The 25,343-nt window shown below is 74.2% G+C and carries 21 protein-coding genes; 9 read left to right on the forward strand and 12 right to left on the reverse strand.

The window, feature by feature from the left end:
• Positions 1–58: 58 nt before the first annotated feature.
• The 4 genes from QPK52_RS11385 (at position 59) to QPK52_RS11400 (ending at position 4,805) form a co-directional block, all read left to right on the forward strand.
• Entirely contained in the window at positions 59–427 is a 369-nt protein-coding gene (locus QPK52_RS11385; protein WP_410537339.1) for a hypothetical protein, read from the forward strand.
• The gene (locus QPK52_RS11390; RefSeq protein WP_410537340.1) at positions 424–2,772 is read left to right on the forward strand and encodes a TOMM precursor leader peptide-binding protein; all 2,349 of its coding nucleotides are present in this window, start codon (positions 424–426) and stop codon (positions 2,770–2,772) included. The genes QPK52_RS11385 and QPK52_RS11390 overlap by 4 nt, the downstream gene beginning before the upstream one ends.
• Before the next feature lie 102 nt (positions 2,773–2,874).
• The gene (locus QPK52_RS11395; protein ID WP_410537342.1) at positions 2,875–4,140 is read left to right on the forward strand and encodes a sensor histidine kinase; all 1,266 of its coding nucleotides are present in this window, start codon (positions 2,875–2,877) and stop codon (positions 4,138–4,140) included.
• Positions 4,141–4,190: 50 nt separating this feature from the next.
• The gene (locus QPK52_RS11400; RefSeq protein WP_410537343.1) at positions 4,191–4,805 is read left to right on the forward strand and encodes a DNA-binding response regulator; all 615 of its coding nucleotides are present in this window, start codon (positions 4,191–4,193) and stop codon (positions 4,803–4,805) included.
• Positions 4,806–4,832: 27 nt separating this feature from the next.
• On the opposite strand, the gene QPK52_RS11405 is transcribed toward QPK52_RS11400, so the two are convergent.
• The 9 genes from QPK52_RS11405 to cimA all read right to left on the reverse strand — a co-directional run bounded on the left by QPK52_RS11405 (position 4,833) and on the right by cimA (position 15,628).
• A complete protein-coding gene (locus QPK52_RS11405) occupies positions 4,833–5,753 on the reverse strand; it encodes a 4'-phosphopantetheinyl transferase family protein (RefSeq protein ID WP_410537344.1) in 921 nt (306 codons plus the stop codon).
• 1 nt (position 5,754) lies between these two features.
• The gene (locus QPK52_RS11410; RefSeq protein WP_410537345.1) at positions 5,755–6,996 is read right to left on the reverse strand and encodes an acyltransferase domain-containing protein; all 1,242 of its coding nucleotides are present in this window, start codon (positions 6,994–6,996) and stop codon (positions 5,755–5,757) included.
• Positions 6,997–7,043: 47 nt separating this feature from the next.
• Positions 7,044–8,780 carry an acyl-CoA dehydrogenase family protein gene (locus QPK52_RS11415; RefSeq protein WP_410537346.1) on the reverse strand — a complete coding sequence of 579 codons (1,737 nt, stop codon included), beginning with the start codon at positions 8,778–8,780 and terminating at the stop codon, positions 7,044–7,046.
• Complete coding sequence (locus QPK52_RS11420) at positions 8,780–10,537, reverse strand: fatty acyl-AMP ligase (RefSeq protein WP_410537347.1); 1,758 nt, start codon at positions 10,535–10,537, stop codon at positions 8,780–8,782. Before QPK52_RS11420 ends, QPK52_RS11415 begins: the two co-directional genes overlap by 1 nt.
• 128 nt (positions 10,538–10,665) lie before the next feature.
• Entirely contained in the window at positions 10,666–10,911 is a 246-nt protein-coding gene (locus QPK52_RS11425; protein ID WP_410537348.1) for an acyl-CoA carboxylase subunit epsilon, read from the reverse strand.
• Between the two features lie 127 nt (positions 10,912–11,038).
• Positions 11,039–11,671 (reverse strand): antibiotic biosynthesis monooxygenase family protein, encoded by a 633-nt coding sequence (locus QPK52_RS11430; protein WP_410537349.1) that lies wholly within the window; start codon positions 11,669–11,671, stop codon positions 11,039–11,041.
• On the reverse strand, positions 11,658–12,677 hold the full coding sequence (locus QPK52_RS11435) for an aromatase/cyclase (RefSeq protein WP_410537350.1): 1,020 nt from the start codon (positions 12,675–12,677) through the stop codon (positions 11,658–11,660). Before QPK52_RS11435 ends, QPK52_RS11430 begins: the two co-directional genes overlap by 14 nt.
• 204 nt (positions 12,678–12,881) lie before the next feature.
• Positions 12,882–13,919 carry a ketoacyl-ACP synthase III family protein gene (locus QPK52_RS11440; protein ID WP_410537352.1) on the reverse strand — a complete coding sequence of 346 codons (1,038 nt, stop codon included), beginning with the start codon at positions 13,917–13,919 and terminating at the stop codon, positions 12,882–12,884.
• Between the two features lie 53 nt (positions 13,920–13,972).
• A complete protein-coding gene (gene cimA / locus QPK52_RS11445; RefSeq protein ID WP_410537353.1) occupies positions 13,973–15,628 on the reverse strand; it encodes a citramalate synthase in 1,656 nt (551 codons plus the stop codon).
• Positions 15,629–15,879: 251 nt separating this feature from the next.
• Here cimA and QPK52_RS11450 point away from each other — a divergent pair, with 251 nt between their 5' ends.
• Together QPK52_RS11450 and QPK52_RS11455 are read left to right on the forward strand one after the other, a co-directional pair.
• On the forward strand, positions 15,880–16,911 hold the full coding sequence (locus QPK52_RS11450) for a winged helix DNA-binding domain-containing protein (protein WP_410537355.1): 1,032 nt from the start codon (positions 15,880–15,882) through the stop codon (positions 16,909–16,911).
• A 489-nt stretch (positions 16,912–17,400) separates the two neighbouring features.
• Positions 17,401–18,858 (forward strand): alpha/beta fold hydrolase, encoded by a 1,458-nt coding sequence (locus QPK52_RS11455; RefSeq protein ID WP_410537356.1) that lies wholly within the window; start codon positions 17,401–17,403, stop codon positions 18,856–18,858.
• A 369-nt stretch (positions 18,859–19,227) separates the two neighbouring features.
• Here QPK52_RS11455 and QPK52_RS11460 read toward each other — a convergent pair whose 3' ends face one another.
• From QPK52_RS11460 to QPK52_RS11470, 3 genes are all read right to left on the reverse strand, one after another.
• Complete coding sequence (locus QPK52_RS11460; protein WP_410537357.1) at positions 19,228–19,659, reverse strand: hypothetical protein; 432 nt, start codon at positions 19,657–19,659, stop codon at positions 19,228–19,230.
• Between the two features lie 173 nt (positions 19,660–19,832).
• Positions 19,833–20,954 (reverse strand): epoxide hydrolase family protein, encoded by a 1,122-nt coding sequence (locus tag QPK52_RS11465; protein WP_410537358.1) that lies wholly within the window; start codon positions 20,952–20,954, stop codon positions 19,833–19,835.
• Between the two features lie 95 nt (positions 20,955–21,049).
• Entirely contained in the window at positions 21,050–22,210 is a 1,161-nt protein-coding gene (locus QPK52_RS11470; RefSeq protein ID WP_410537359.1) for a CaiB/BaiF CoA transferase family protein, read from the reverse strand.
• 218 nt (positions 22,211–22,428) lie between these two features.
• On the opposite strand from QPK52_RS11470, the gene QPK52_RS11475 reads away from it, so the two are divergent.
• From QPK52_RS11475 to QPK52_RS11485, 3 genes are all read left to right on the forward strand, one after another.
• On the forward strand, positions 22,429–23,658 hold the full coding sequence (locus QPK52_RS11475) for a cytochrome P450 (RefSeq protein WP_410537360.1): 1,230 nt from the start codon (positions 22,429–22,431) through the stop codon (positions 23,656–23,658).
• A 69-nt stretch (positions 23,659–23,727) separates the two neighbouring features.
• Positions 23,728–24,051, forward strand: a complete 324-nt coding sequence (locus QPK52_RS11480) for a 2Fe-2S iron-sulfur cluster-binding protein (protein WP_410537361.1) — start codon at positions 23,728–23,730, stop codon at positions 24,049–24,051.
• Complete coding sequence (locus QPK52_RS11485) at positions 24,051–25,340, forward strand: NAD(P)/FAD-dependent oxidoreductase (protein WP_410537362.1); 1,290 nt, start codon at positions 24,051–24,053, stop codon at positions 25,338–25,340. The genes QPK52_RS11480 and QPK52_RS11485 overlap by 1 nt, the downstream gene beginning before the upstream one ends.
• Positions 25,341–25,343: the final 3 nt, after the last annotated feature.

Consider the following 25,343-nt stretch of genomic DNA (forward strand, 5'->3'; position numbering starts at 1 on the left):
CACAATCATCACGATTGATTCGAACGCCCGGTCGTCCGACTCATATGGGGGTCTTCAGATGCGAACCAACACGCCCGCCACCGCCTCGACGGAGCACACCGGTACGGAGGACCGGCGCTTCGCCGAGCTGGCCGTCCGCACCGGGCTGGAGCCCGGCCTGGAGGCCCGCTACACCGCCGACCCGGTCGCGGTGCTGGCCGAGTTCGGCCTGTCCGCCGCCGAGACGCCCTACGGCGGCGTGCCGGACTCCGTGGCGATCCTCGCGGAGCTCGGCCTGTGCGCCTCCGAGCCGGTCTACGCCGGCGATCCGCTGCTCATCGAGGACCTGGAGCAGCTCGACACCCGTGACGCCGAGCAGCTGGCCTGCTTCGGCTGCACCCGCGCGGACGCCTTCCACCTGGAGGTTCCGGGAACGGTGGGGGCGTGAGACAACGCGAAGAGGCTGCCGACGGCGGCCCCTTCGTGGGCTTCCGTCGCCATCTGCGGGCCGAGGTGGTGCCCGGCGAGGCGGTGTACCTGCTCTCGCCGCGCGGGGTCAGGGCGCTGTACGGCAGCCGGGCCGAGGTGCTCGCCCCGCTGCTGGACGGCACCCGCACGGTGGCCGGGGTGCTGCGCGAGGCCGGCGCCCTGGTCCCTCCGGCGGAGGCCGGGCGGATCATCGGGGAACTGGCGCGGGCCAACCTCGTCGGCTACCGGTCCGCTCCGGGGGAGGGGACCGACGTCTCGGCGGCGGCCTACTGGGAGCTGGCCGGCCTGGACGGCGGCGCCGCGGACGCGGCGCTGGCCCACACCGACGTACGGCTGGTCACCGTCGGCGGCGTGGACGGTGACCAGGCCCGCGCGGCCTGCGAGGAGTCCGGTCTGAGGGTGCTGGGTCCGCTCCCCGCGCCGGAGGGGGGACCGGGCGGCGCCGACGGCGACAGCGGCAGTGACGGCGGGTCCGGCAGTAACGTTTTCTCGCTGGTGCTCTGCGACGACTACCTGGCCCCCGGGCTGCGGTCCGTGGACGCCTGGCACCGCGAGCGGGGGCTGCCCTGGCTGCTGGCCGGCCCGTACGGCCCCGAGCCCTGGGTGGGGCCGGTGTTCCGGCCGGACTCGGGGCCCTGCTGGTCCTGCCTGGCGCACCGCATCCGCATCCACCGCCGCTCGGAGGTGCCGCTCCAGCGGGCCATCGGCAGCGATGCGCCCCTGCCCCGCCCGTCCGCCTCGCTGGCGGCCGGGCGCGGGATGGGACTGCGGATGGCGGTGCTGGAGGCGGCGAAGTGGCTGGCGGGGGTGCGCAACGAGGGCCAGGACGCCGTCCGCGTACTGGACACCCTCACCCTGCGCACCGGCCAGCACACGGCGCACCGGCGCCCCCAGTGCCCGGAGTGCGGCGACCCGTCGCTGGTCTCCGGCCTGGTACGGCGGCCGGTCGCCCTGGCGGCCCGGCCGAAGGCGGCGCGGAGCGGGAGCAACGACCGCGCCCTCACTCCCGAGCAGGTCCTGAAGCGGTACGGGCACCTGGTGGACCCGGTCACCGGGATCGTGCGCGAGGTGCGGCGGGACGCCCGGCTGCCCGACGGCCTCAACTCCTACGTCTCGGGCCACAACCTGGCGCTGGACGCCCACACGCTCGCCGATCTCCGCGGCGGGCTGCGCAGTCTCAGCGGCGGCAAGGGCGTCACCGCGCTGGAGGCCGAGGTCGGCGCACTGTGCGAGGCGGTGGAGCGCTACTGCGCCACCCGCCAGGGCGACGAGCCCGTGGTGTACGACAGTCTGCGGGGCCTGGGGGAGCGGGCGATCCACCCCAACGCGTGCCAGCTCTTCGACGAGCGGCAGTTCCGGGACCGGGAGCGCTGGAACGCCACCGCCTCCCCCTTCCACCAGGTGTGCGCGCCCTTCGACGCCGACCGCCCGGTGGAGTGGACGCCCGTGTGGTCCCTGACGGACCGGGTCCACCGGCTGCTGCCCACCTCCATGCTGTATTTCGGCCACCGCACCTCCCCCGGCTCGGGCGAGCCCCGCGCCGACTCCAACGGGAACGCGGCGGGCGGCAGTCTGGAGGACGCCGTCGTCCAGGGCTTCCTGGAACTGGTCGAGCGCGACGCGGTGGCCCTGTGGTGGTACAACCGCACCCGCCAGCCGGCCGTGGACCTGGACGCCTTCGACGAGCCCTGGCTCGCCGGGCTGCGGGACGTCTACGCGCGGATGAAGCGGAAGCTGTGGGTCCTGGACCTCACCGCCGACCTGGGCATTCCCGTGATGGCGGCGCTGTCGCGACGCACGGACAAGCCCGCGCAGGACATCGTCCTGGGGTTCGGCGCCCACTTCGATCCCCGGCTGGCGCTGCGCCGCGCGCTGACGGAGATGGGGCAGCTGGCCGCCTCGGTGGCCCGCGTCGGGGAGAACGGGGCCGGGTACGGTGCCGCACCTCCCGAGCTGTTGTCGTGGTGGACCCGTGCGACCGTAAGGAATCAGCCATATTTGGCTCCGGACCAGTCAACGACACCGTTGATCCCTTCCGACTACACGCACACCCCTCGTCACGATCTGTACGACGATGTGGAGACAGCCCGGTCCCTCCTCCAAGCCCTTGGGACGGAGTTGCTGGTGCTCGACCAGACACGTCCTGACGTGGGTGTTCCGGTGGTCAGGGTGATCGCTCCCGGTCTGCGCCACTTCTGGGCGCGTTTCGCGCCGGGCCGTCTGTTCGACATACCGGTGACACTCGGCCGACTCACACGCCCGACGGCCTACGAGAATCTGAACCCGATCCCACTGTTCGTCTGATTTCGGACGCTGCTCCTCCTTGGTGGCCAGAGTCAAGCCATGGCCAATACGATGCGGTCAACTCATGGTTCAACTCATGGCTTCTGACCGAGGAGCAGCCAGGTGCACGACACCCCGGACAGTGCCTCCTCCCTCCGGGCTCCCGCTCAAGCGGGAGCCCGGAGCACGTATTCACGGTGGTCGCAGGCACGCCACCGGGAACTGCCCGCACCGAAGCTGGCCAGGACCATCGCGGTCGCCACGCTGGTGTACTACTCGGGGATCTCGCTGCTCAACGTCCTGCGCAGCGGCGCCGAGCGGAGCCAGGTGCTGCTGTGCCTGGGGTGTGTGGCCGCGGTCTTCGTCTTCCAGTTCCTCCACATATCCCCCCGGGCGCAGCGCTGGTCGCTACGGCGGCGCTGCGCGACCCTGCTGACGCAGGCCGTGCTGACCTATCTGCCGTTCCTCTTCTTCGGCCTCAACTGGGGGAGCATGGCCGGCCCGCTGGCCGGTTCGATGCTGCTCCTGCTGCCCGGCCGGGTGGCCTGGCCCTCCTACGCCGTGATCGCGTGCACCATGCTGGCCATGACCGTCTCGGCCGGTCTGGACTGGGTGACGATCGCCTATCTGACGACCTCGACCATGATGGCGGGGCTGATCCTCTACGGGACGGCGAGGCTGAGCGACCTGGTGGCCGAGGTCCAGGCCTCACGGGCGGAGATGGCCCGGATGGCGGTCACCGAGGAGCGCCTGCGGTTCGCCCGCGACCTGCACGACCTGCTGGGGTACAGCCTGTCGGCCATCACGCTCAAGAGCGAGCTGATCTACCGTCTGGTGCACTCCCGGCCCGACCGGGCGCGTGAGGAGATCGCCTCCGTCCTGGAGGTTTCCCGGCAGGCGCTGTCGGACGTACGGCTGGTCGCCAGCGGCTACCGCGACATGTCGCTGGCCGCGGAGGCGGAGTCGGCCGCCGCCATCCTCGCGACGGCCGACATCCGGGCGGAGACGGACGTCCCCTGCGGCCGGCTGCACCCGGTCACCGACACCGTGCTCGCGACCGCGCTGCGGGAGGGCGTCACCAACATCCTCCGCCACAGCAAGGCCCAGACCTGCGTGATCTCGGTCGAGTCCGACGGGGAGACGGTGGTGCTCCGTCTGGTGAACGACGGGGTGGCCGGGCAGCGCCCGGACCGCTCCCCGCACAGCGGCAGCGGTCTGGGCAACCTCCGCACCCGGCTCGCGGCGATCGGCGGCGGGGTGGAGGCGGGTGTCCGCGAGGACGGCCGGTTCCACCTCGTCGCCCGGGCGCCCGCGCACCCCGCCGCGGCGGCGCATACGCCGGAGGCCGGGGGGCTGGGCACGGCGGACGCCGCGAGATACGCGGCCTGACACGAGCGTTCCGGTCCGGGGGCCGGACACCATCCTGGTCTGGGGGGCCAATGCTGTCGGTGAAGATCCTGCTCGCCGAGGATGTGCACATGATCAGGGGGGCGCTGGTCGCCCTGTTGGAGCTGGAACCCGACTTCAGCGTCGTGGCCGCCGTGGACCGCGGGGACGTCGTCGTGGAACGCGCCCTGGAGACCCGGCCCGACGTGGCCGTTCTGGACGTCGACCTCCCCGGTGTCGACGGACTCACGGCGGCGGCCGAGCTGCACGAGCGGCTTCCCGACTGCCGGACCCTGATCCTCACCAGCCTGGGCCGCCCGGGCACCCTGCGCCGGGCCCTGGCCGCGCACGTCACCGGGTTCCTGCTGAAGGACGCCCCCTCCGACCGGCTCGCCCACGCCGTGCGCTCCGTGGCCCAGGGCCAGCGCGTCATCGACCCCCAGCTGGCCCTGTCCGCCTGGGACTGCCCCGACAACCCCCTCTCCCCCAGGGAGCTGGAGGTGCTGCGGCTCGCCGCGCAGGGTGCCGACGCCGCCGAGATCGCCGGCACCCTCTACCTGTCCAAGGGGACCGTCCGCAACTACCTGACGACCATCGTCGCCAAGCTCAACGCCCGCAACCGCATCGACGCCGTGCGGATCGCCGAGGAGGCCGGCTGGATCCCCTGAAGCCGCGCCCCCCCGGGTACCGGCCGTTCACGCCCGCGCCCCGGGGGCGGCCGGCGGAGCCGCCGCGCCGAGCAGCGCGTCGAGGAGGCCGGCGTCCAGGGCGGTGCGCACCGACAGGTCGGAGGCCTCGCCGAACCCGGAGTCGCACACGGCGGTGCCGACCACGTACTCCCCGGTGTCCCCCGTGTCCCCGGCGTCTCCACCGCCGTTCCGGTCGCCGCCCAGCACGCCGGTGCCGAACGTCCACTCGCCGCCGCCCGCCGGAGTGCCGTCGGGCCGCACCAGCCGGATCCGGTCCGCGCCCAGGTCGAAGCCGAACTCGGTGAACCGGAAGCGCAGCCCCTGGCCGAGCGCCTTGCTGTACGCCTCCTTCAGGGTCCACAGCCGCACCAGTGTGGCGTTGCGGGCGCCCGCCTCCCCCTCGTCCAGCCGGGCCAGCTCGTACGGGGTGCAGCCCTGGGACTCCGAACCGGTGCCGGCCATCCGGCGGTCGGCCGACTCGACGTCCACCCCGATCCGTCCCCTGCGGGTGATCCCGACGACCAGCGTCTCGCGGGTGTGGCTCAGGCTGACGTCGATCTGGTCGCAGCCGCGCACATACGGCCGCCCGCCGGGCTGGTACGCCAGGTCCACCCGCTCCGGAGCCGTGTCGATCGCCGCGGCGACCACATGCCGCAGCAGCAGCCGGGACGCGGCGAAGCGTTCCTTCATGAGGGGCCGCGACATCGCCTCGTAGCGGTGCCAGTCCCGGCCCAGCATCCGGCGCAGCGCCGCGTCCCCGCCCGGCGGCCGCCAGTCGGGCAGCCGTCCGGTCACCACCGCGCTCCCCCGGTGCGCCAGTTCCCCGCGGACCCCTTCCCAGAGACCGCGGGGGCCCGCGGCCTTCAGGAGGACCGGCGCCCCTCCCCCGTGCTCCCCGCTTCCCGCGGCCTCCGCGGAAGGCGCCATCTCAGCCCTCCGCCAGGGACGCGGAGAGCGGACCGGCGTCCAGCTCGGACAGCACTCCGGCGAGGTCCACCGCGTTGCTCTCCGGCCCGCGGCACACGGCCAGGCAGACCGGCCCCCGGCTGCCGCCCATGCGCCGCACGAAGGGGGTGAGGACCGCCTTGGGGCCGATCTCGACGACATGGGTCGGGGTCTGCTGGGCGAGCAACTGCCGGGCGGCGTCGGCGAACCGCACCGTGGAGGTGATCTGGAGGGACCAGTAGGGGGCGTAGAGCGGCTCGCCGGTGTAGCCGCCCCGCACCGTGGAGTAGAACGGCACCCGCGGCGCGCCGCCGGGCAGCCTCCGGGCCACCTGCTCGAACCGCGGCAGGACCGGCGCCATCAGCGGGGAGTGGAAGGCGTGCGTGACCTTCAGCGGGGTGGCGGCGATACCGCGCGCGGCCAGCTTCTCCTGGACCCGCTCCAGACCGGCGAGTTCACCCGACAGCACGGTGGCCTTCGCCGCGTTGACCGCCCCGATGCTCACCCCGGGCTCGTCGGACAGCAGCTCGGCGGCCTCGTAGGCGGGGGCGCAGGTGGCCGTCATCCCCCCGCCGGAGGGCAGGTACTGCATGAAGGCGCCCCGCAGCGCCACCAGTTGGGCGGCGGCCTCCAGCGTCAGCGCCCCGGCGGCGGTGGCGGCGGCGAACTCGCCGATGCCGTGCCCCAGCACCGCCACCGGGCACACCCCCGACTCCTCCAGCGTGCGGGCCAGGGCGTACTCGACGGCGAACAGGGCGGGCTGGGCGAACGCCGTCTGGTGGATCCGCGCGTCGCCGCTGAGGATCAGGTCGACGACCGACAGGCCGGTGTAGGGCAGCAGCGCGTCGGCCGCTTCGTCCAGATGCGTGCGGTAGCCCGTGGAGTGCAGGTACAGGCCGGCGGTCATGCCGGGGTGCTGGGAACCCTGCCCGGTGAAGACGAACGCCGCGCGCACCCGGCCGTCCCCGCCGGGCCGGGGATCCCGCAGCGCCAGGTACCGCGCCAGGGCGCGCACGGTCGGGTACGCCCAGATGTCGGTGGGGTCGATCAGCGGGCCGAACCTCTCCTCGATGTCGCCGTAGAGGCTGAGCGCGGCCACGGAGTCCAGGCCGTGCTCGGTGAACGACACGGCCTCCTCCACCGGCCGGTCGAGGTAGTGGGCCAGGCGCTCGGTCAGCCAGTCCGCGTACGCCTGCTCGCGCACCCGGCGGGGGGGTACGGACATCTCGCGCTCCTTTTCAGCGGCTCGAAGGGGGGTGGCGCGGGGGGCGGTCAGGCCAGGTCCGTGCCGTAGAGGTCGTAGCTGCGCCGTCCGTGCAGCCGTGCCAGGGCCTCGGCGAGCACCCGGCTCTCGCACGCGGCCGGACGCTCCGGGAGCGGCAGGCCCAGCCGCCGGCACAGGCGGTAGAGGGCCGCGGTGGGCCAGGCGGGATCGGCGAGGAACGCGCCGGCGGGCCCGCCGGCGCCGGACCGCTGCTCCCGCCACACGCCGAGGCAGGCGGCGGCGGCCAGCACCAGGGCGTACCGGTCGGCCAGCGCGAAGCTGCGCGGATCGACCAGGGCGGCCCGGTCGTCCACCCCGATCCCGGCGAAGGCCGTGCGCAGCTCGCCCAGTTCGGCGACGAGGGTCCGGGTGAGCGCGCCGAGCGCCCCCCGGTCCCCCCGGGCGTCCCCGGGCAGGTCCGCGGAGCCCAGCAGGCCGTCGGTGGCCACCAGGGTGGCGGCGAGCGGGTCGCTGTCGCCCAGCAGGGCGGCCCCGGCCGGGTCCAGCGGCGGCAGGTCGCCGTGGAGCCGGAACAGGGCGGCGGGCGCCTCGGCGTCGGTGAACCACACATGCCGCGCGAAGAAGGGCAGTTGGGGAAGGAGGCTGACCTGGCGGCCCGCGCTGCCGGCGTGGCCCAGCGAGGTGACGGGCAGGTCGCGCAACTGCTTGGCGAACATCGCGTACGCGCCGTCCTGGGCGAGGCTCTCCTCGCCCAGGACCGCGGACATCTCGTCCATCGACTCCGCGATGATCTTCGGAGCCAGATACGCCGCCGCGGCGGCGTACGCGCTGGTCTGCCGGGGCATCAGATGCAGTCCGCGGGTGGCCACCAGGGCCAGGCAGTCGCTCAGCAGCAGGTCGAGGAAGGCGCCGGTGAGGACGTCGCGCACGTGCTGGACGTCCAGTGGGGAGCGCCCCCCGGCCCGGCGGCGGACCGCGAACCGGGCCACCGTGCGCAGCGCGGTGTCCGCCCCGGCCAGCACGATGGACGGGATCAGGCCCCGGATGAGCAGCGAGGAGCGCAGGGACAGCTCGTAGCCGCCGCCGAGCCCGCCGACCAGCGCCCCGGCCGGCACCGGGCAGCCGGTGGCCCGAAGCCCGCCGAACTCGGTGCCGCGCATCCCGTTGGTGGAACGCCGGGCGAGGTCGGTCAGCCGGCCCTCGGGCAGCCCGGCCCGGTCCAGCAGCAGCACCGAGTGGCTGCGTCCGCCACCCCCCTCGGAGGTGCGGGCGAAGACGACGAGCCCGGCGGCCCGCGAGGCGTTGGCGATCACCGGCTTGCTGCCGTCGAGCAGGAACCCGCCGCCGGCGGCGGGCCGGGCGGTGAACTCCTCGCGGACGAAGTCGTTGCCGTGCGCCACCTCGTGCCGCACCACGGCGACGCGGCGGTCCTCCAGCAGGTGCCCGGCCACCTCGGCCCGCTGCCGGGCGCTGCCCCCGATCCAGACGGGGGCGGCGGCGAAGAAGCAGTTGAGCCCGTACCCGAAACCGAGCGAGGCGTCCCGGCGGAAGACCGGCCGCAGCACCCGGCCCAGGCCGTCCATCCGCGACAGCGCGCCGCCCAGCTCCACGGGCACGAACTCGGCGTTGAAGCGGTGGGCGTCGAGGACCTCCTCCGCCCCGGCCGGCGTCCTGCCCGCCGCGTCGGCGGTCAGGATCGCCTCCCGGCCCAGCGGGTTGGCCGGGTCGTCCAGCGGGCCGAAGGCGCGCTCCAGCGCGTCGGCGCGGTCCTCGTACGCCCCCATCACCGTGCCCCGGCCGTCATCAGTTCCCTGACCTCGGGCAGGATCTCCTCGTGCAGCGGCCGCAGTTCGCCGCGGAGGAACAGGCCGCGCATCGCGGCGCGCTCCACCTTGCCGCTGGTGGTGCGGCGCACCGTGCCGGGGCGGACCAGCAGCACCCCGCCGGGGCGCACCTCGAACTCCTCGGTCAGGCGGTTGCCCACCGCCGCGGTCAGCGCGGCCAGGTCTATGTCGTACCGGCCGCGGGCGCGCAGCTCCTGGACGACGACGATCCGGTCCCGCTCGCCGGGCACCGCGAACGCGGTGGCGGCCCCGAACAGCGAGCTGACCCGCTGCACCGTGCGCTCCAGGTCCTGCGGGTAGAGGTTGCGGCCGGCCACCACGATCATGTCCTTGAGCCGGCCGGTGACGTACAGCTCGCCGTCCACGACGGTGCCCAGGTCCCCGGTGCGCAGATGGCCGCCGTCCCCGTCGGCGGTGCGCCCGCCGAAGGTCAGCGCGGTCTCCGCCGGGCGGCTCCAGTAGCCGCGGGCGACGCCGGGGCCGCGCAGCCAGATCTCCCCGATGCGGCCCTCGGGCAGCACCTCGCCGCTCTCGGGCTCCACGACGCGCAGTTCGCCGTCGGCGGCGGGGCCGCAGGAGACCAGGGTGCGCCGCGCGGCGCCGGGGGCCGGGGCGCGCAGTTCGTGGCGTTCCAGCGCGGCGGCGTCCGCGACGATCCGCGCGGGCTCCCCGCCGGGCCCGCACACGGCGCCGGTCGCCAGCAGGGTGGCCTCGGCCAGCCCGTAGCAGGGGGTGAGCGCCTCGGACCGCAGCCCGGCCGGGGCGAACCGCTCGGCGAAGGCGCGCAGGGTCTCGGCGCACACCGGCTCGCCGCCGGTGACGGCGGTCTCCCAGCCGGACAGGTCCAGGTCCGCGAGCTGCTCGTCGGTGATCCGGCGCAGGCACAGGTCGTACGCGAAGTCCGGGGCGCCGCTGACGCGCACGCCGTACCGGGAGATCGCCTCCAGCCAGCGCACCGGCCGCTTGACGAAGGCGGCGGGGGTCAGCAGAACGGCGGTGCCGCCCAGCCACAGCGGGTGCAGGAGCTGGCCCACCAGCCCCATGTCGTGGTGGAAGGGCAGCCAGCCGCCCAGCCGGTCGCCGGGCCGGGTGCGCAGTGCGCGGCCGATCGCCGCCTGGTTGGCCATGATGTTGCCGTGGGTGACCACCACGCCGCGGGGGTCGCGGGTGGAGCCGGAGGTGTACTGGAGGAAGGCCACCGAGTCGGGGCCGAGGTCGGGCCTGTGCCACGGCCCCGCCCCGGGGACGGCGTCCACCGGCAGGCAGGCGACGTCCCCGTACCCGGCGCGGGCCAGCAGCCGCGAGACCTCGGGGGCTTCGGCGGCCTCGGTCAGGGCGATCCGCACGGCGGCGTCCTTGACGATGCCGGTCACCCGCTCCTCGTGGTGGCGGCGGCCGCCCGCGGGCGGTACGGGGACCGCGACGGCCCCCGCGTACAGGCAGGCCACCAGGCTGACGGCGAACAGCCGCCGGCAGGACTGCAGGACCAGCACCCGCTCGCCCCGCGCCCCGTGCTCCTGGAGCCAGCCGGCCAGCGCCCTGGCCTCCCGGTCCAGCTCCCCGTAGGAGACGGTCCGGGCGGCGGTCTGCCCGCCGCCGGGGCCACCGGCCTCGTCCAGCAGGACGAGCGCCGCCCGTCCGGGCGTCTCCTGGGCCCTGGACAGAATGAGATCGGTGAAGCTCCGGTAACCGTTCATCGCCTCCCCCTCGCGTGCCGTCGCGGCCGCCGCTCCTGCGGCACCGGCCCGTGTGACTCTTCCGGGAAGGTACGAACACCCTCTCGAACCGGGCTCGACATCCCCCGGACCGACGGGTCCGCGCCCCGTCATGCCCGCGACCATGCCGTGGGCGGGCGGTAGCCGGCCCGCCCGGTGGACCAGGCGGCGCGGTCCGCGGAAGCCTCCGGACCGCCGGCGTCCGCCGCGGCCTCCGGTCCCCGCGGATCGCCCGCGTCCGCCGGGTCCCGGTGGGCCGACAGCGCCAGCAGTACGGCGGTGACGGCGGCCAGCTCTCCCGCGTCGGGGTTCCCCCGTACGACGGTCAGCAGGGCCTGTCGTGTGTCGTTGGCCATGCGGGCAGGGTGCGCCCCGCGGCTAGAGGGAGGCTCGCGGAACGGACGCGGACGCGGAACGGGCAGGACGGGCAGGACGGACCGGGCCCCCGGGAGGGCCCGGCCCGTCCGTACCGGTGTGCCGTGCTCAGCCGGTGAGGACGCGCTCGTAGGCGATGTGCCGGGTGCGCTCGACGCGCAATCGCGCCACCCGGGACAGCCCGTCGTACGCCCCGTCGCGCTCGGCCCCGGCCAGGGCCCGGTCGCAGGCGGCGGTGTCGGTCCACCACACCATGCCCAGGTACCGCTGCGGCCGGAAGGTCGAGCGCAGCAGGTCGAAGCCCCCGAAGCCCTCGGTGCGGGCCAGGCCCCGGGACAACTCGCGGGCCTCCTTCTCGAACTCCCGGACCCCGCCCAGCACCGTGCACGACAGCAGCACCACGTTGTCGTGCCCGGGCCGCGCGTTGCGCACCAGCAGGCGGTCGACGCTGACCGCCTGGTCGGCCTCGGTGTCCACCATGGGCTCCAGGCACCGCACGTGTTCGAGGAAGGTCTCGGTGTGCACGGTCTCGATGAAGCCCTCCAGACTCCGCCAGTGCCCCACGTGGACGTAGGAGGCCGGGGAGTCCAGCAGCCGCACGGTCACCAGATAGGAGAAGTCCCGCCGGCGGCGCAGGTACTGGGAGTGCTCCCGGAACTCCCGCTCGAACCGGTGCGGGTCCCCCTTGACGGTGAACCGGTGGACTGTGGTCAGCGGACTGCTGAGGTCACGGTCGGTCATGGAGGTTCTCCGCGAACCGCTTGGCGTGCCGGAGGGTGGTGGTGCTGTTGGCGCCCAGGGCCTGCCGGACCTTGGCCCGCGCCTCGGCGAGCGTGGCCTCGGGGCCCAGCAGCTGCCGCACGCCCTCGGGGTCGAGGGTGACGGTGTGCCAGGAGGTGGCGCGTACGCCCTTCCCGTGGGGCTCGATCTCCCAGCGGCCGGTGTGCCCGCTCATCACCACCGGGACCCTGAGCTGCTTGTAGACGATGACGGCCCGGTCGGGGAAGCACACCCGCACGGACATGGTGTTGTGCAGGGAGCCGTCCGGGCTGCGGGTGTCCATGTCCATGCGCTGGACGGTGGAGCCGCCTCCGTCGGAGGGGGACTCCTCCAGGCCGATGCGGGCGACGTGGGGCAGGCGCTCGGGCCACAGGTCGGCGCGGTCGAGGAAGGCGAAGACGTCCTCGGCCGAGCCGTTGACGTCCACCGAGTCGCAGAAGGTGAAGCGCAGCCCGCCGTCCTCCGCGCCGTCCTCCCCGCCGCTCTGCTCGGCGGCGTTCTTCAGTGCCGTCAGCTCGGCGCGGCTGTTGCGGTCCACCGCCCGCTCGATCAGCTCGACCGCCGCCGGGTCGTCGTCCACGGCGGTGTAGTCGTGCAGCAGGACGACGCGGCTGCCGCCGTCGTCGTTGGGCTCCACGAGCCACTTCCCGCCCATCGACGCCACCGGGGGCGCGGAGACCACCTGGCGGAAGGAGACGGTGCGGGCGCGGCTGTCGAGGATGCGGTGCGAGGTCCACGAGCGGACCTGGTCGTTGGCCGTGGCCCAGATCCGCAGGAGCTGCTCGTCGGCGTGCTCCTCCAGCACCTCGACGTGGATCGTGGGGCCGAAGACCTGCGGCCACGCCGAGACGTCGGCCACCAGGCCGTAGACGGTGTCCGCGGGCGCGTCGACGACGACGGTGTGCTCGGTGACATGGGTCCGTGCGGTTCCGGCGGTTTCGGCGACGGCGGTAGCGGGGTTCGGCACCACGGCGGATCTTCCCTTCGGGTCGCGCCGCTCGCACGGCGCCTGTGTCAGGTTGGCAGGGAGCGCTCGAGCAGGGCTGGAGCGCCGGAAGAGGGGGGTTCGAGCCCGCCGGCGGATCACCGGGCGGGAGTCGCGGGCCGGGCGGCGCCCGGCCGCTGCGCCGGGGGCTCGGACGGCTCGCGCCGCCGTGCCCGGGCGGTGCGTTCAGGCGGCGTGCGCCCAGTCGGGCCGGTCCAGGATCTCCACGACCGCCGAGCCCCAGCTGTAGCCGGCGCCGACGCCGACCAGCAGGCAGCGGTCGCCGGGCTCCGCCCGGCCGGAGACGACCAGGTGGTCCAGGCTCGCGAACTGGTCGCCCGCGCCCAGGTGCCCGACCGTGCGGCTCCACTCCCAGGCCGTGCGGGCCGGGTCGATGCCGAACGGCTGGTAGTAGATCGACTGGAGCCGGCGCCGCCCGAAGTGCGGCAGCACCACCCAGTCGACGTCGCCGAGTTCCAGGTCGGCGTCGGCCAGCGCCTGCTTGAGGACGGTCTGCTGCCCGGCGTGGGCGCGGGTGACGGCGTACGACATGCCCACCCGGGCCACGAACGAGCGCTTGGCCTCCTCGAAGTCCACCGGAATGCGGTGCGAGAAGGGCGCCCGCCCGAACGGCTCGTCGCCGCGGTGCAGGGGCTCCAGCTCCGGGTCGGCGAGCATCGCCAGGGAGCGCAGCCGGGCGTACCCGCCGCGCCGGGAGAGCACCAGCGCGGTGGCTCCGTCGGCGTACGGGGTGCCCGGGTCGGTGTGCCAGCGGTCGATGCCCGGCTCGCAGAACCGGTCGGCGGTGGTCAGCAGCGCGTCGCGGCGCCCGGGGACGGCCGTGAGGTAGGAGTGGGCGAGGTCCAGGGCGGCCATGCCGCCGTTGGACATCTGCCGGATCTCGATGGCCGGGCAGTTGTTGCCGAGTGTCTCGCGCTGCACGTAGGAGGCGACGGGCCACAGGTCCTGGCCCTGGTGGTAGGTGTCCGCGTGCAGGATCAGATCGGTGTCGCCGCCGCTGCCGCCCGCCCTCTCCAGGGCGGTGCGGGCGGCGTGCACGGCCATCTCGGCGGCGGACTCGCCGGGCGAGTACGCCACCGAGACCATGCCCGTGGCCGCGGCCACCCGGGCCGGGCAGTCGCCCGACGCCACCGCGTCGGCCACCGGCAGGGACGCGGGGAGCCGCACTCCGGTCCCCCGTATGTAGAGGTCTTCCACTCGCACGGTCCACTCCCTGTCTCGTCCGGGTGTCGTCGGTGCCGTCCGGGGCGGCGCGGTCAGCCCGCGACCGCCACCGCGGGGGCGGCCGCGGCGGGAGCCGCGTCCGTACGGCGTCCGGCGCGGTGGTCGGCCCCGCGCTCGGTCAGCAGGACGTAGCGGACCGCGTCCAGCAGGGCCCGCCAGGAGGCGGCGACGGTGTTCCCGTCCACGCCGACGGTGCCCCAGCGGCGGCGGCCGTCGGTGAAGGTGATCAGTACGCGCGCGGCGGCGGCGCTGCCCGATCCGTTCCCCAGCACCCGGACCTGGTAGTCGGCCAGTTCCAGCCGGGCCAGCTCGGGGAAGAACGGGTCGAGCGCCTGGTGCAGCGCCCGGTCCAGGGCGTTGACGGGCCCGTTGCCCGTGCCGGTCGCGGCCAGCGGCGCGCCGTCGATCCGCAGCCGCACCGATCCCTCGGTGCGCACCTCGCCGCCGGACCGCTCCTCGACGCCGACCTTCCAGGCGTCCACCTCGAAGGGCTGCTCCAGACCGCCGCCGGCCAGCTCCTCCAGCAGCAGCAGTTCGAAGGAGGCGTCGGCGGACTCGAAGCTGTAGCCGCGCCCCTCCAGCTCCTTGACCCGGGCGGCGGCCCGCGCCACCGGCTCGGAACCGGCCGAGACCTCGTAGCCCAGCTCCCGGGCCTTCAGCTCGATGGAGGAGCGCCCGCCCATGTCGGAGACCAGGGTGCGCATGGCGTTGCCCACCCGGGCCGGGTCGATGTGCTGGTACAGGTCGGGGTCCACGCGCAGGGCGGAGGCGTGCAGCCCGGCCTTGTGCGCGAAGGCGGAGGCGCCGACGTACGGGGCGGCCGGGTGGGCGTGCACCCCGGTCAGCTCGCCGATGGCGCGGCCCGTCTCGGCCATCTCCCGCAGCCGTTCGGCGGGGACGACGTCCCCGCGGCCCCGCTTGAGGACCAGGTTGGCGGCGACGGTGAACAGGTTGGCGTTGCCGCACCGCTCCCCGTAGCCGTGGGCGGTGCCCTGCACGTGGTCGGCGCCGGCGTCCACGGCGGCCAGGGTGTTGGCCACCGCGCAGCCGGAGTCGTCGTGGCAGTGGATGCCCAGGCGCGCGCCGGTGGCGGTGAGGGTGTCGGCCACCACGGCGCCGATGCCGTCCGGCAGCGAACCGCCGTTGGTGTCGCACAGCACGACCGCCTCGGCGCCGGCCTCGGCGGCGGCGCGGACGACCTCCAGGGCGTACTCGCGGTTGGCGAGGTGGCCGTCGAAATAGTGCTCGGCGTCGACGAAGACGCGGCGGCCTGCCCGCACCAGATGCCGCACGGTGCTGCCGATCATCGCCAGGTTCTCGGCGAGTGTGGTGCGCAGGGCGAGTTCGACGTGCCGGGTGTGGCTCTTGGCCACCAGGGTCACCACCGGGGCCTCGGCCTCCAGCAGCGCCCGCACCTGCGGGTCGGTGGTGACCAGGGTGCCGGGCCTGCGGGTGGCGCCGAAGGCCGCCAGTTCGGCGTTGTGCAGGGTCAGTTCGGTGCGCGCCCGGCGGAAGAACTCGGTGTCCCTGGGGATGGCTCCGGGCCAGCCTCCCTCGATGAAGCCCACCCCGAAGGCGTCCAGGTGGCGTGCGACGGCGAGCTTGTCCTCGACCGTCGGCGCCAGGCCCTCCTGCTGTGTTCCGTCGCGCAGGGTCGTGTCGTAGAGCTGGAAGCGCCGATCGGCCATCGTCCCTCCCTCGTCGTGCCCCGGCAGCCGAACGGCGCCGTGGGAGGTGCCACCGTCCGGCGACGGGCTGGAGGAACGCTCGAGCACGGGTCGTCCGTGCGGACCGGGCCGCACCGGACGGTGAGCGCACGGGTCCGGTGCGCATACGCTGGTCGGCCATGTCCACTCATGCGTCATCGGTTCCGGTACTCGGCCGGCGCGCTCTCAACCGCGCCCTGCTGACACGTCAACTGCTTCTCCAGAAGGCCGGGATGACCGCCCTGGAGGCGATGGAACACCTGGTCGGCCTGCAGGCGCAGTCGCCCAAGGCCCCCTACGTCGGCCTGTGGACGCGGCTGAAGGACTTCCGCCACGACGAGTTGTCCGAACTGCTGACCTCCCGCAGGGCGGTGCGCATCGCCCTGATGCGCGGAACGGTCCACCTGGTCAGCGCGCGCGACTGCCTGACACTGCGTCCCCTGCTCCAGCCGCTGTTCGACCGCGGCGTCCTGCCGACGTACGGCAGGGACCTCGCCGGCCTGGAGCCCCGCGAGGTCGCCGACGCGGGCATGGCCCTGCTCGCGGACGGCCCGCGCAGCGCGGCGGAGCTGGGGAAGCTGCTGCGGGAGCGGTGGCCCGACCGGTCGCCGTCCGTGCTGGCCAACGTCTTCCGTTTCGCGGAGGCGCTGGTGCAGACTCCGCCGCGCGGGGTCTGGGGGGCCTCCGGGCAGCCGGTCTACGCCCACGCCGAGGACTGGCTGGGCAGTCCTCTGGACGACGGGGCCTCACCGCACTCCATGGTCCTGCGCTACCTGGCCGCCTTCGGCCCGGCCACCGTGCAGGACATCCAGACCTGGTCGGGGCTCACCCAGTTGCGGGAGATCACCGAGGAGCTCCGTCCCCGGCTGCGGACCGCCCGCACCGAGGACGGCGCCGAGCTCCTGGACGTGCCCGGCGCTCCGCTCCCCGACCCCGACACGCCCGTACCGCCGCTCCTGGTCGCCGAGTTCGACAACCTGATCCTGTCCCACGCCGACCGCTCCCGGGTCATCAGCGACAGCGCCCGCAAGGCGATATACACCAAGAACGCCCAGATCCCGGGGACGTTCCTGGTGGACGGCTTCGTCCACGGCAAGTGGAAGATCACCCAGCAGAGGCGCGCGGCGACCCTGACCCTCACCCCGTTCTCGCCCCTGCGGGAGAGCGACGCGGAGGCTCTGACCGCCGCGGGCGCCGAACTGCTCGCCTTCGCCGCCGACCGGGCCGAGACCTTCGACGTCCGAATCGAACAGCCGCCGGGCTGATCCCCCGGACGGGTCCGCCCACGTGTCCGTCGAGTGCCGCTCAAGCGCCTCACGGAAGTCTCGCGACGGCACCTTCGTTCCGACCAGGCCGACCAGGAAGCCCGATCCATGACCACCGAAGCCGTTCCCCCCGCCCCGGCGGGGAGCTCTCGGGGGAAGGACTCCGAGATCGCCGGGCCCCCGGTCCGCGGTCCCGGGGACGGCGGCCGGGCCGGCGACAGCCTCGGCGGCTTACCGCGCCCGGACATCATGACCGCCGTCGTGCGGCAGATCTCCATGCGCCCCTTCGCCGCCTACCACACCCCCCGGGCGGATCCGGGCGTGGAACCAGCAATTCAGCAACTGGCTGCGGGAGGGGAAGTCCGTCTTCCCGCACACGATCACCGAGGGCGGCCTCACCGAGGCGCCCAACGCGCTGACGGCGATGCTGGCCGGCGAGTACACCGGCAACGTCGTGGTCAAGATCTCCTGAGACCGGAGGGTCACACCATGCCGATGCCCCAGCCCACCGAAGAACTGGGCGCGTTCCTCTCCCAGCCGCTCCGGTGGTCGCCGAGCGACACCGAGGAGGGCCTCGAACTCGCCTCCGTGGAGGTGCCGCTGGACTACGCCGACCCCGGCGGCCGCCGCATCTCGATCGCGGTCAGCAGGCGCCGGGCCGCGGACCCCGCCCGGCGGCGGGGTGTCCTGCTGTCGGTCCACGGCGGGCCGGGCGGTGACAACGGCCACGGCCGGATGATGCCGGTCGAGCTCCACCGGACCACCCCGCTGAACGAGGTCTACGACCTGATCGGCTTCGACCCGCGCGGCACCGGCGCCTCGACCCGGCTGGACGGCGAGGACACCCCCGCGCGGGCGGTCTTCGACTCGCGCCCGCCGGACTCGGCGTTCGCCCTCCTCACCGAGGACATGCGGGCCCGCGAGGAGGGGTGCCGGCGTGCCGGGGGCGAGCTGCGCCCGCACGTCAGCACCCGCAACACCGCCCGAGACATGGACCTGCTGCGCGCCGTCCTCGGCGAGGAGCGGATCAGCTTCGTCGGCTACGCCTACGGCACGCTCGTCGGCGCGGTCTACGGCACCATGTTCCCCGCGCGCCTGGACCGCAGCGTGCTGGACTCCTCCGTCCACCCCGGCTGGGACTGGCGGCGGCAGTTCATGGCACAGGCCCTGGCCGTCCGGGAGAACGTGGACGCGTGGGCGGCGTGGGCCGGCGAGCGCAACAGCCGCTACGGCCTGGGCACCGACGCCGCGCAGGTGCTGGCCTCCGTCGAGGAGACCGCTTCCCTGCTGGCCGGCCGCACCCCGGACGCGTCGCTGCGCACCTCCTTCGACGGGATCATGGGCACCCTCGCCCCGCTGCGTCCGCGCTGGGACGTGCTGGCCCTGCTCGTCGGCGACCTGCACAAGGCCGCCGCTTCGGGGAGCACCGAGCAGGCCCGGGAGCTCCTCGCCGGGCAGTCGGCCTGGCGCCCCGGCTCGGCCGCCGGCCAGGTGCGGGAGGCCGTGCTGGAGGCGGTGACCTGCGAGACCGACTGGCCCGCTGACCTGGAGGTCTACTACCGGGACATGCGGCGCTTCCGGGAGGAGTGCCCCTACGGCTACGGCGTGCTGCGCGCCCAGCCGTGGGTGGGGACGTTCCGCTCGTTCACCCCGGCCGAGGAGGCCACCCGGGTGCGGCGCGAGGGGTATCCGGCCGGTCTGGTGGTCCAGGCCGACGGCGACCCCCTGGACCACCACGAGGGCGCGACGGCCATGGCCGAGCGGCTGGGGCACCGGCTGGTCCTCGTGACCGACTCCGGCGCCCACGAGATCTACGGATTCGGCGGCAACGCCCTCGTGGACGAGCACGTCAACCGCTATCTGCTGGAGGGCGTCCTGCCCGGCGGCACGGTCCGCTGCCCGGGCGAGCCGCGGCCGGACGTCCCGGCGGACGCGGACGCGGTGTAGGCGGTGCGGGCCGCCCCTCGCGGCGGCCCGCACACGCGCGGCACGGGGAGCGGGGAGGGGGAGGGGGAGGCACCGGGGCCGCCACGCCCGAAGGCGTGGCGGCCCCGGCGCCCTGCGGTGCGCGCCCGCGTCCTCGCGCCCTCGCGGGCCTGGGGCGGCCCGGTCTCCGCGTCACCCCGTCCTTCGTCCTTCTTCACCGGTGTGACGGGGGACGGCTCGTTGTCCGTGTGGTCCTGACCGCCTCGTGCCCCGCGTCCGCACGCACCGTGCGGACGCGGGGCGCGGAACGCGCGGAGCACGGAGAACACCGGAAAGGGGGCCGGTCCGGGAGTTCCGCACTCCCGGACCGGCCCCCTCGGCGGAGACCGTTCAGCATGTGGGGGTGGTGCTCACCCGCTTGACCGAGACCTCGGCCTCCACGCTGGTGAGGTAGGTGCCGGCCGCGTCGTACACCCGGGAGGTGCCGGAACTGTCGAACGCCCCGCTCTGCTGGACGGCCTTCTGGTTGACGTCCACATAGCCCACGGTGGTGCCGTCGGCTTTGAACATCCTCTCCACGAGGCGGTAGGTGAAGGTGCCGTCGCCGGTCTGGTTCCATATGCCCAGGCCCTGGCCGCCGCCGTCCGAGCCGTCGCCGGCGGTCAGGCACACCAGGCCGCCCCTGTGGAAGGAGACGGTGATCTGGCCGGATCCGTCACCGTGGTCGACGGTGCCCCGCCAGGTGCCGACCGGGGTGGTGGTCGTGGCGGTGCCCGTGGCGGTGCCCGTGGTGGTGCCCGCGGTGGCGGCCCCAGGCGCCATGACACCTACGGTCGCGGCCAGTCCGAGGACCGACAGCACGTTTCTGATCTTCCTGTTCACGGTGTTCCCCGTTCTCTCTGTTCGGCGGCGCCGGTTCCCGGCGCCTTCGCATGGGGGGGGGTTGGACGCGGCCGGGACCGCGGTGTGGGGGGAGTTCGGTGCTCCGCCGCACGTCAGCGCAGGGTGCGGCGGAAGGTGCGGAGCTCGGCGGCCAGGACCTCGGGCCGCTCCAGGGCCGGGAAGTGGCCGCCGTCCTCCAGGTCGCGCCAGTGGCGCAGGTCGGTGAAGCGCTCGCGGGCCCACGCCCGGGGCAGCCAGGCGTCCTTGGGGAAGACCGAGCACCCGGTGGGCACGTCCGTCGGGCGCATCGGCTCCTTGTCGAAGCTCTCCCAGAACAGCCGGGCCGAGGAGGTCCCGGTGTTGGTGAGCCAGTACGTCGTGACGATGTCCAGCAGCCGGTCGCGCGGCACGGCCTTCTCCAGGTCGCCGTCGTGGTCGGCCCACTCCCAGAACCTGTCGGTGATCCAGGCGAGCTGCGCGGCCGGCGAGTCGGCCAGCCCGTAGCCGAGTGTCTGGGGGCGCGTGCCCTGGATGGCGGCGTAGCCGGAGCGGTTCTTCCCGAACCCGGCCATGCGAGCCATGGCGGTCCGGTCCCGCTCGTCCAGCTCGACCTCCCGCTCCGGGGGCCTGGCCAGGGGCATGGTGAGGTGGATGCCGGCCAGGTGCCCGGCGTCGGTGCTGCCCAGCGCGGCCGAGACCCATGAGCCCCAGTCGCCGCCGTGCGCGATGTACCGGTCGTGGCCGAGCCGGGCCATCAGCTCTGCCCAGGCCTCGGCGGTGCGCTGGACCGTCCAGCCGGTGCCCTCCGGCCGGTCGCTGAACCCGTGGCCGGGCAGGGAGGGGCAGACGACGTCGAAGGCGTCCGCCGGGTCCTCCGGCTCGGTGAGCGCGGTGATGATGTCGAGGAACTCCACCACCGAGCTGGGCCACCCGTGGGTCATCAGCAGCGGCGTGCTCCCCGGATGGGGCGAGCGCACGTGCAGGAAGTGGATGCCCACACCGCCGATCTCGGTGCGGAACTGCGGCAGCGCGTTCAGCCGCGCCTCGGTGGCCCGCCAGTCGTACTCCTCGGCCCAGTACCGGCACAGCTCCCGGACCTGCTCCAGCGGGGCGCCCTGGGACCAGTCGTCCACGGTCTCCGCGTCCGGCCAGCGGGTTCCGGCCAACCGCCGGCGCAGGTCGTCCAGAGCCGCCTGCGGGATCTCCACCCGGTAGGGCTCGATCACTGCGTTCACCCTTCCGCCTCCTCTCCGCCGCGGCCTCTTTCCGGTGCGGCCCTCGTCACGGCGTCTCGTCACGGCTTCTCGTACGGGGAAGCTAGAAGGAGCGGCTACAGCCCCGGTCGAGTCGGCGGGGACGGCAGCAGCCGTCCGATCTCCGCCTCGGACAGTCCGCTTTCGGCCAGGACCTCCCGGGTGTGCTCACCGCAGCGCGGCGCCGGGCCCGGCAGCCGCGCCGCCGTCCGGCCGAACCGCGGCGCGGGTGCGGGCTGGAGCAGCCCGCCGGCCTCGCGGTACGTGCCCCGGGCCCGGTTGTGGGGGTGCCCGGCCGCCTCCGCCAGGGTCAGCACGGGGGTCACGCACGCCTGGGTGCCGTCGAAGACCTCCGTCCACTCCCGCCTGGTCCGGGACGCGAAGCGGCGCGCGAACTCCCTTCGCAGGACGGGCCATTCACCCGGGTCGCCGCGGTCGGGCAGCTCCTCCGGATCCAGGCCGAGCCCTGCCAGGAACTCCAGGTAGAACCGTTCCTCCAGGGCCCCGACCGCCATGTGGCCGCCGTCGGCGCACTCGTAGACGTCGTAGAAGGGGGCGCCCGTGTCGAGCAGGTTGCCGCCCCGCTCCCGGCTCCACAGACCGGTCCCTGCCATCGCCGTCAGCATGCCCAGCAGCGACGCGGCGCCGTCCACGATCGCGGCGTCCACGACCTGCCCGAGCCCGGAGCGCTGCCGCTCGTACAGCGCCGCCAGGATCCCCACGGTCAGCGGCAGCCCGCCGCCGGCGAAGTCCCCGAGGAGGTTCAGGGGGGGTACGGGCGGGCCGCCGGCCCGCCCGACGGCGTCCAGGGCGCCGGTCAGCGCGATGTAGTTGATGTCGTGCCCGGGGGCGGCGGCCAGCGGGCCGGTCTGCCCCCAGCCGGTCATCCGGGCGTACACCAGGCGCGGATTGCGGGCGCGGCACTCCACCGGCCCGACGCCCAGCCGCTCGGCGACGCCCGGGCGGAAGCCCTCCACCAGGACGTCGGAGTGCTCCACGAGCCGCATCAGCGCTTCGGCGGCCGCGGGATCCTTCAGGTCCAGGGCGACCGACCGGCGGCCCCGGTCGAGCACCCGGTGCCAGCTCCCGAACGGCCGGTCGCCGCCGGGCCGGTCGACCCGGATCACCTCGGCCCCCAGGTCGGCCAGCACCATGCAGGCGAAGGGCGCGGGGCCGATGGCGGCCAGTTCCAGGATCCGCAGCCCGCTCAGCGGTCCGCCGCCGGTGTCTGTCTCCATGGCCGCGACGCTAGGAACCCCTTCTGCAGCCGCCCTTGAGCCGGCCTCGTACCGCCCGCGCGGGCGCGGGCGGTACGAGGCGGACCGTCCGCCGCGATTCGACCTGTGCCCTAGCCGCCGTCCCTAGCCTCGGCCCACCCGTCTTCCCGCTGCCGCCCGTCACCGCGACGGGAGGGCGGGAAGGCCGTCAGCCAGCTGATCAGCAGGAGGAACCCCGGATGACCACCAGCGCGATCGAAACCGGCGGCGAAGCCGAGACCGAGGCCAAGACCTTCCCCTACCAGCGCGCCTGCCCCTTCAGCCCGCCGCCCGAGTACACGGAGATGGTCCAGGAGGACGTCTCCCAGGTCACCCTGACGGGCTCCGGTCTGCGCATCTGGACGGTCACCGGCTACCACACCATCCGCCAGCTGCTGACCGACCCCAGGGTCAGCGCATCGCGCAAGCACGCGAACTTCCCCTTCTACTTCATCGCTCCGCCCGAGTTCCGCACCGAGACCTCGTTCATCGGCTACGACGGCCAGGAGCACGTCAACACCCGGCGCAAGGCCGCCCTCACCTTCACCAGCCGGCAGGTGCGCAAGCTGCGCCCGCGGATCGAGGAGATCGTCGACGAGCACATCGACAAGATGCTGTCGATGTCCCCGCCCGTCGACATGCACCGGGTGTTCTCGCTCTCCGTGCCGATGACCGTCATCTGCGAACTGCTGGGCATCCCCCAGGACAAGCACGACTTCTTCATCAAGCACGGCACCGCGCTGCTGGGCGGCCACAGCTCGGCCGAGGAGCGCCAGGCGGCCATCGTGGAGGTCAACGCCTACGTCGACGACCTCATCCAGCTCAAGAAGCGCGAGCCGGGCGACGACCTGCTCAGCAGGGCGATGGCCGACTACGCCTCCTCCGGCGAGGAGTACACCGACCGCGACCTGTTCAACATGGTCCGGCTGCTGATGAACGGCGGCCACGAGACCACCGCGAGCCAGATCTCCCTGGGCACCGCCTGCCTGCTGGAGAACCCCGACCAGCTCGAACAGCTCAAGGCGGACCCGGACCTGGTCAAGCCCGCGGTCGACGAGCTGATCCGGATCGCCACCATCGGCGACACCGCCGTCCCCCGCGTCGCCCTGGACGACATCGAGATCGGCGGCAAGGTCATCCGCAAGGGCGACGGCATCCTCTGCCTGGGGATGGCCGCCAACCGCGACCCGGAGATCTTCCCGGAGCCCGACAAGGTCATCCTCAGCCGCGGCAGCCGCAAGCACCTGGGCTTCGGCCACGGCGTGCACCACTGCATCGGCGCGGACCTGGCCCGTCTGGAGCTGGAGATCGTGTGGAGCAGGCTGTTCCACCGCATCCCGACGCTCCGGCTGGCCAAGCCCTTCCTGGAGATCCCCCGCAAGGAGGGCGCGGTCATCTACGGCCTGTGGGAGCTGCCGGTCGCCTGGTGACCCACCGCGGTCCCGCGCACACCGGCGACAGCCCGACGAGTCGAGTCCGAAGAGCCCGAGGAGAGATCCATGGCCAAGATCACCTACAAGCACCCCAACGGCACCGACACCGTGGTCGACGTCCCGTCCCCGAACACGGTGATGCGCGGGGCGAAGATCAACAACATCGACGGCATCGAGGCCCAGTGCGGCGGTTCGGCCCAGTGCGGCACCTGCCACATCTACGTCGACGAGGCCAACACCCTGCCGCTGCCGCCGATGCACGAGTCCGAGGACGACGTGCTGTACGGGACGGCGTGCCCCCGCCGCCCCAACAGCCGGCTGAGCTGCCAGCTGCCCGTCACCGACGAGATCGACGGCCTGGTGGTGCACCTGCCGGAGGCCCAGTCCTGATGGCGGGGTCTCCGGCGCCCCCGGCACCCCCGGTGTCGTCCGTCGTCATCGTCGGGGCGGGACAGGCCGGTGCGGACGCGGCCGCGGCCCTGCGCGGCCGCGGCTTCTCCGGCCGCATCACCCTGGTGGGGGAGGAGGAGGCACTCCCCTACCGGCGCCCGCCCCTGTCCAAGGGCTACCTCGGCGGCACGGTGGGCGCCGGGGACCTGGAACTGCTGCCCGCCTCCTCCTACGCGGACCAGGGGATCGATCTGGTGCTCGGCGACCGGGCCGCACGGATCGACCCCGAGGAGCGGTCCGTCGTACTGGACTCGGGCACACGGCTGTCCTACGACCGGCTCGTCCTGGCCACCGGCGCCCGCCCCCGGCGGCTCCCCGTGCCCGGCGCGGACCTGGACGGGGTCATGACCCTGCGCGGTCTGGCCGACGCCGACGCCCTGCGGGAGGCCCTGCGCGCGGCCCTGCGCGGGGGCGGGCACCTGCTGGTCGTCGGCGGCGGCTTCGTCGGCCTCGAACTGGCCGCGACCGCACGGGGGATGGGGCTGGAGGCCACGGTGGTGGAGGTGGGGCCGCGGCTGATGGCCCGCGCCGTGAGCCCCGGCATGTCGGAGCACCTGCGCGCGGAGCATCTGCGGCAGGGCGTCCGGGTCCTCCTGCGCCGCGAGGTGACGGCCCTGCGGGGCGACGCGTCCGGGCGTGTGAGGGTGGCGGAACTGGACGGCGGGGAGCGTGTACAGGCCGATCTGGTGGTGTTCGGCGTAGGGGTGCGGCCCGGCGCCGAGCTCGCCGCCGCCGCCGGTCTGGAGGTCGGCGACGGCATCCTCGTCGACCGGTGGCTGCGCACCAGCGACCCGGCGGTCCACGCGATCGGGGACTGCGCCCGCTTCCCCAGCGCGCGCTACGGCCGGCAGTTGCGTCTGGAGTCGGTGCAGAACGCCTCCGACCAGGCCCGCTGCGCCGCCGCGGCGATCTGCGGGGATCCGGCGCCGTACGAGGCCGTCCCGTGGTTCTGGACGGAGCAGTACGCGACCAGGCTGCAGATCGCGGGCATCACCGACGGGCACGACCGCACGGTGACCGTGGGGGACCCCTCCGGTGGCCGCTTCTCGGTGCTGTGCTTCCGCGGGGAGCGGCTGCTGGGCGCCGAGTCGGTCGGCCGGTCCGCGGACCACATGATCGTCCGCCGGCTCCTGGCGGCGGAGGGCGGCCCCGGCCTCTCCCCCGGGGAGGCGGCGCGTCCCGGTTTCGATCTGAAGGAGTACCGGGGCAGGTCGCGGCAGCCGGCCTGATCC

Source organism: Streptomyces sp. KL2 (assembly GCF_046529545.1).
Lineage (GTDB): Bacteria > Actinomycetota > Actinomycetes > Streptomycetales > Streptomycetaceae > Streptomyces > Streptomyces radiopugnans.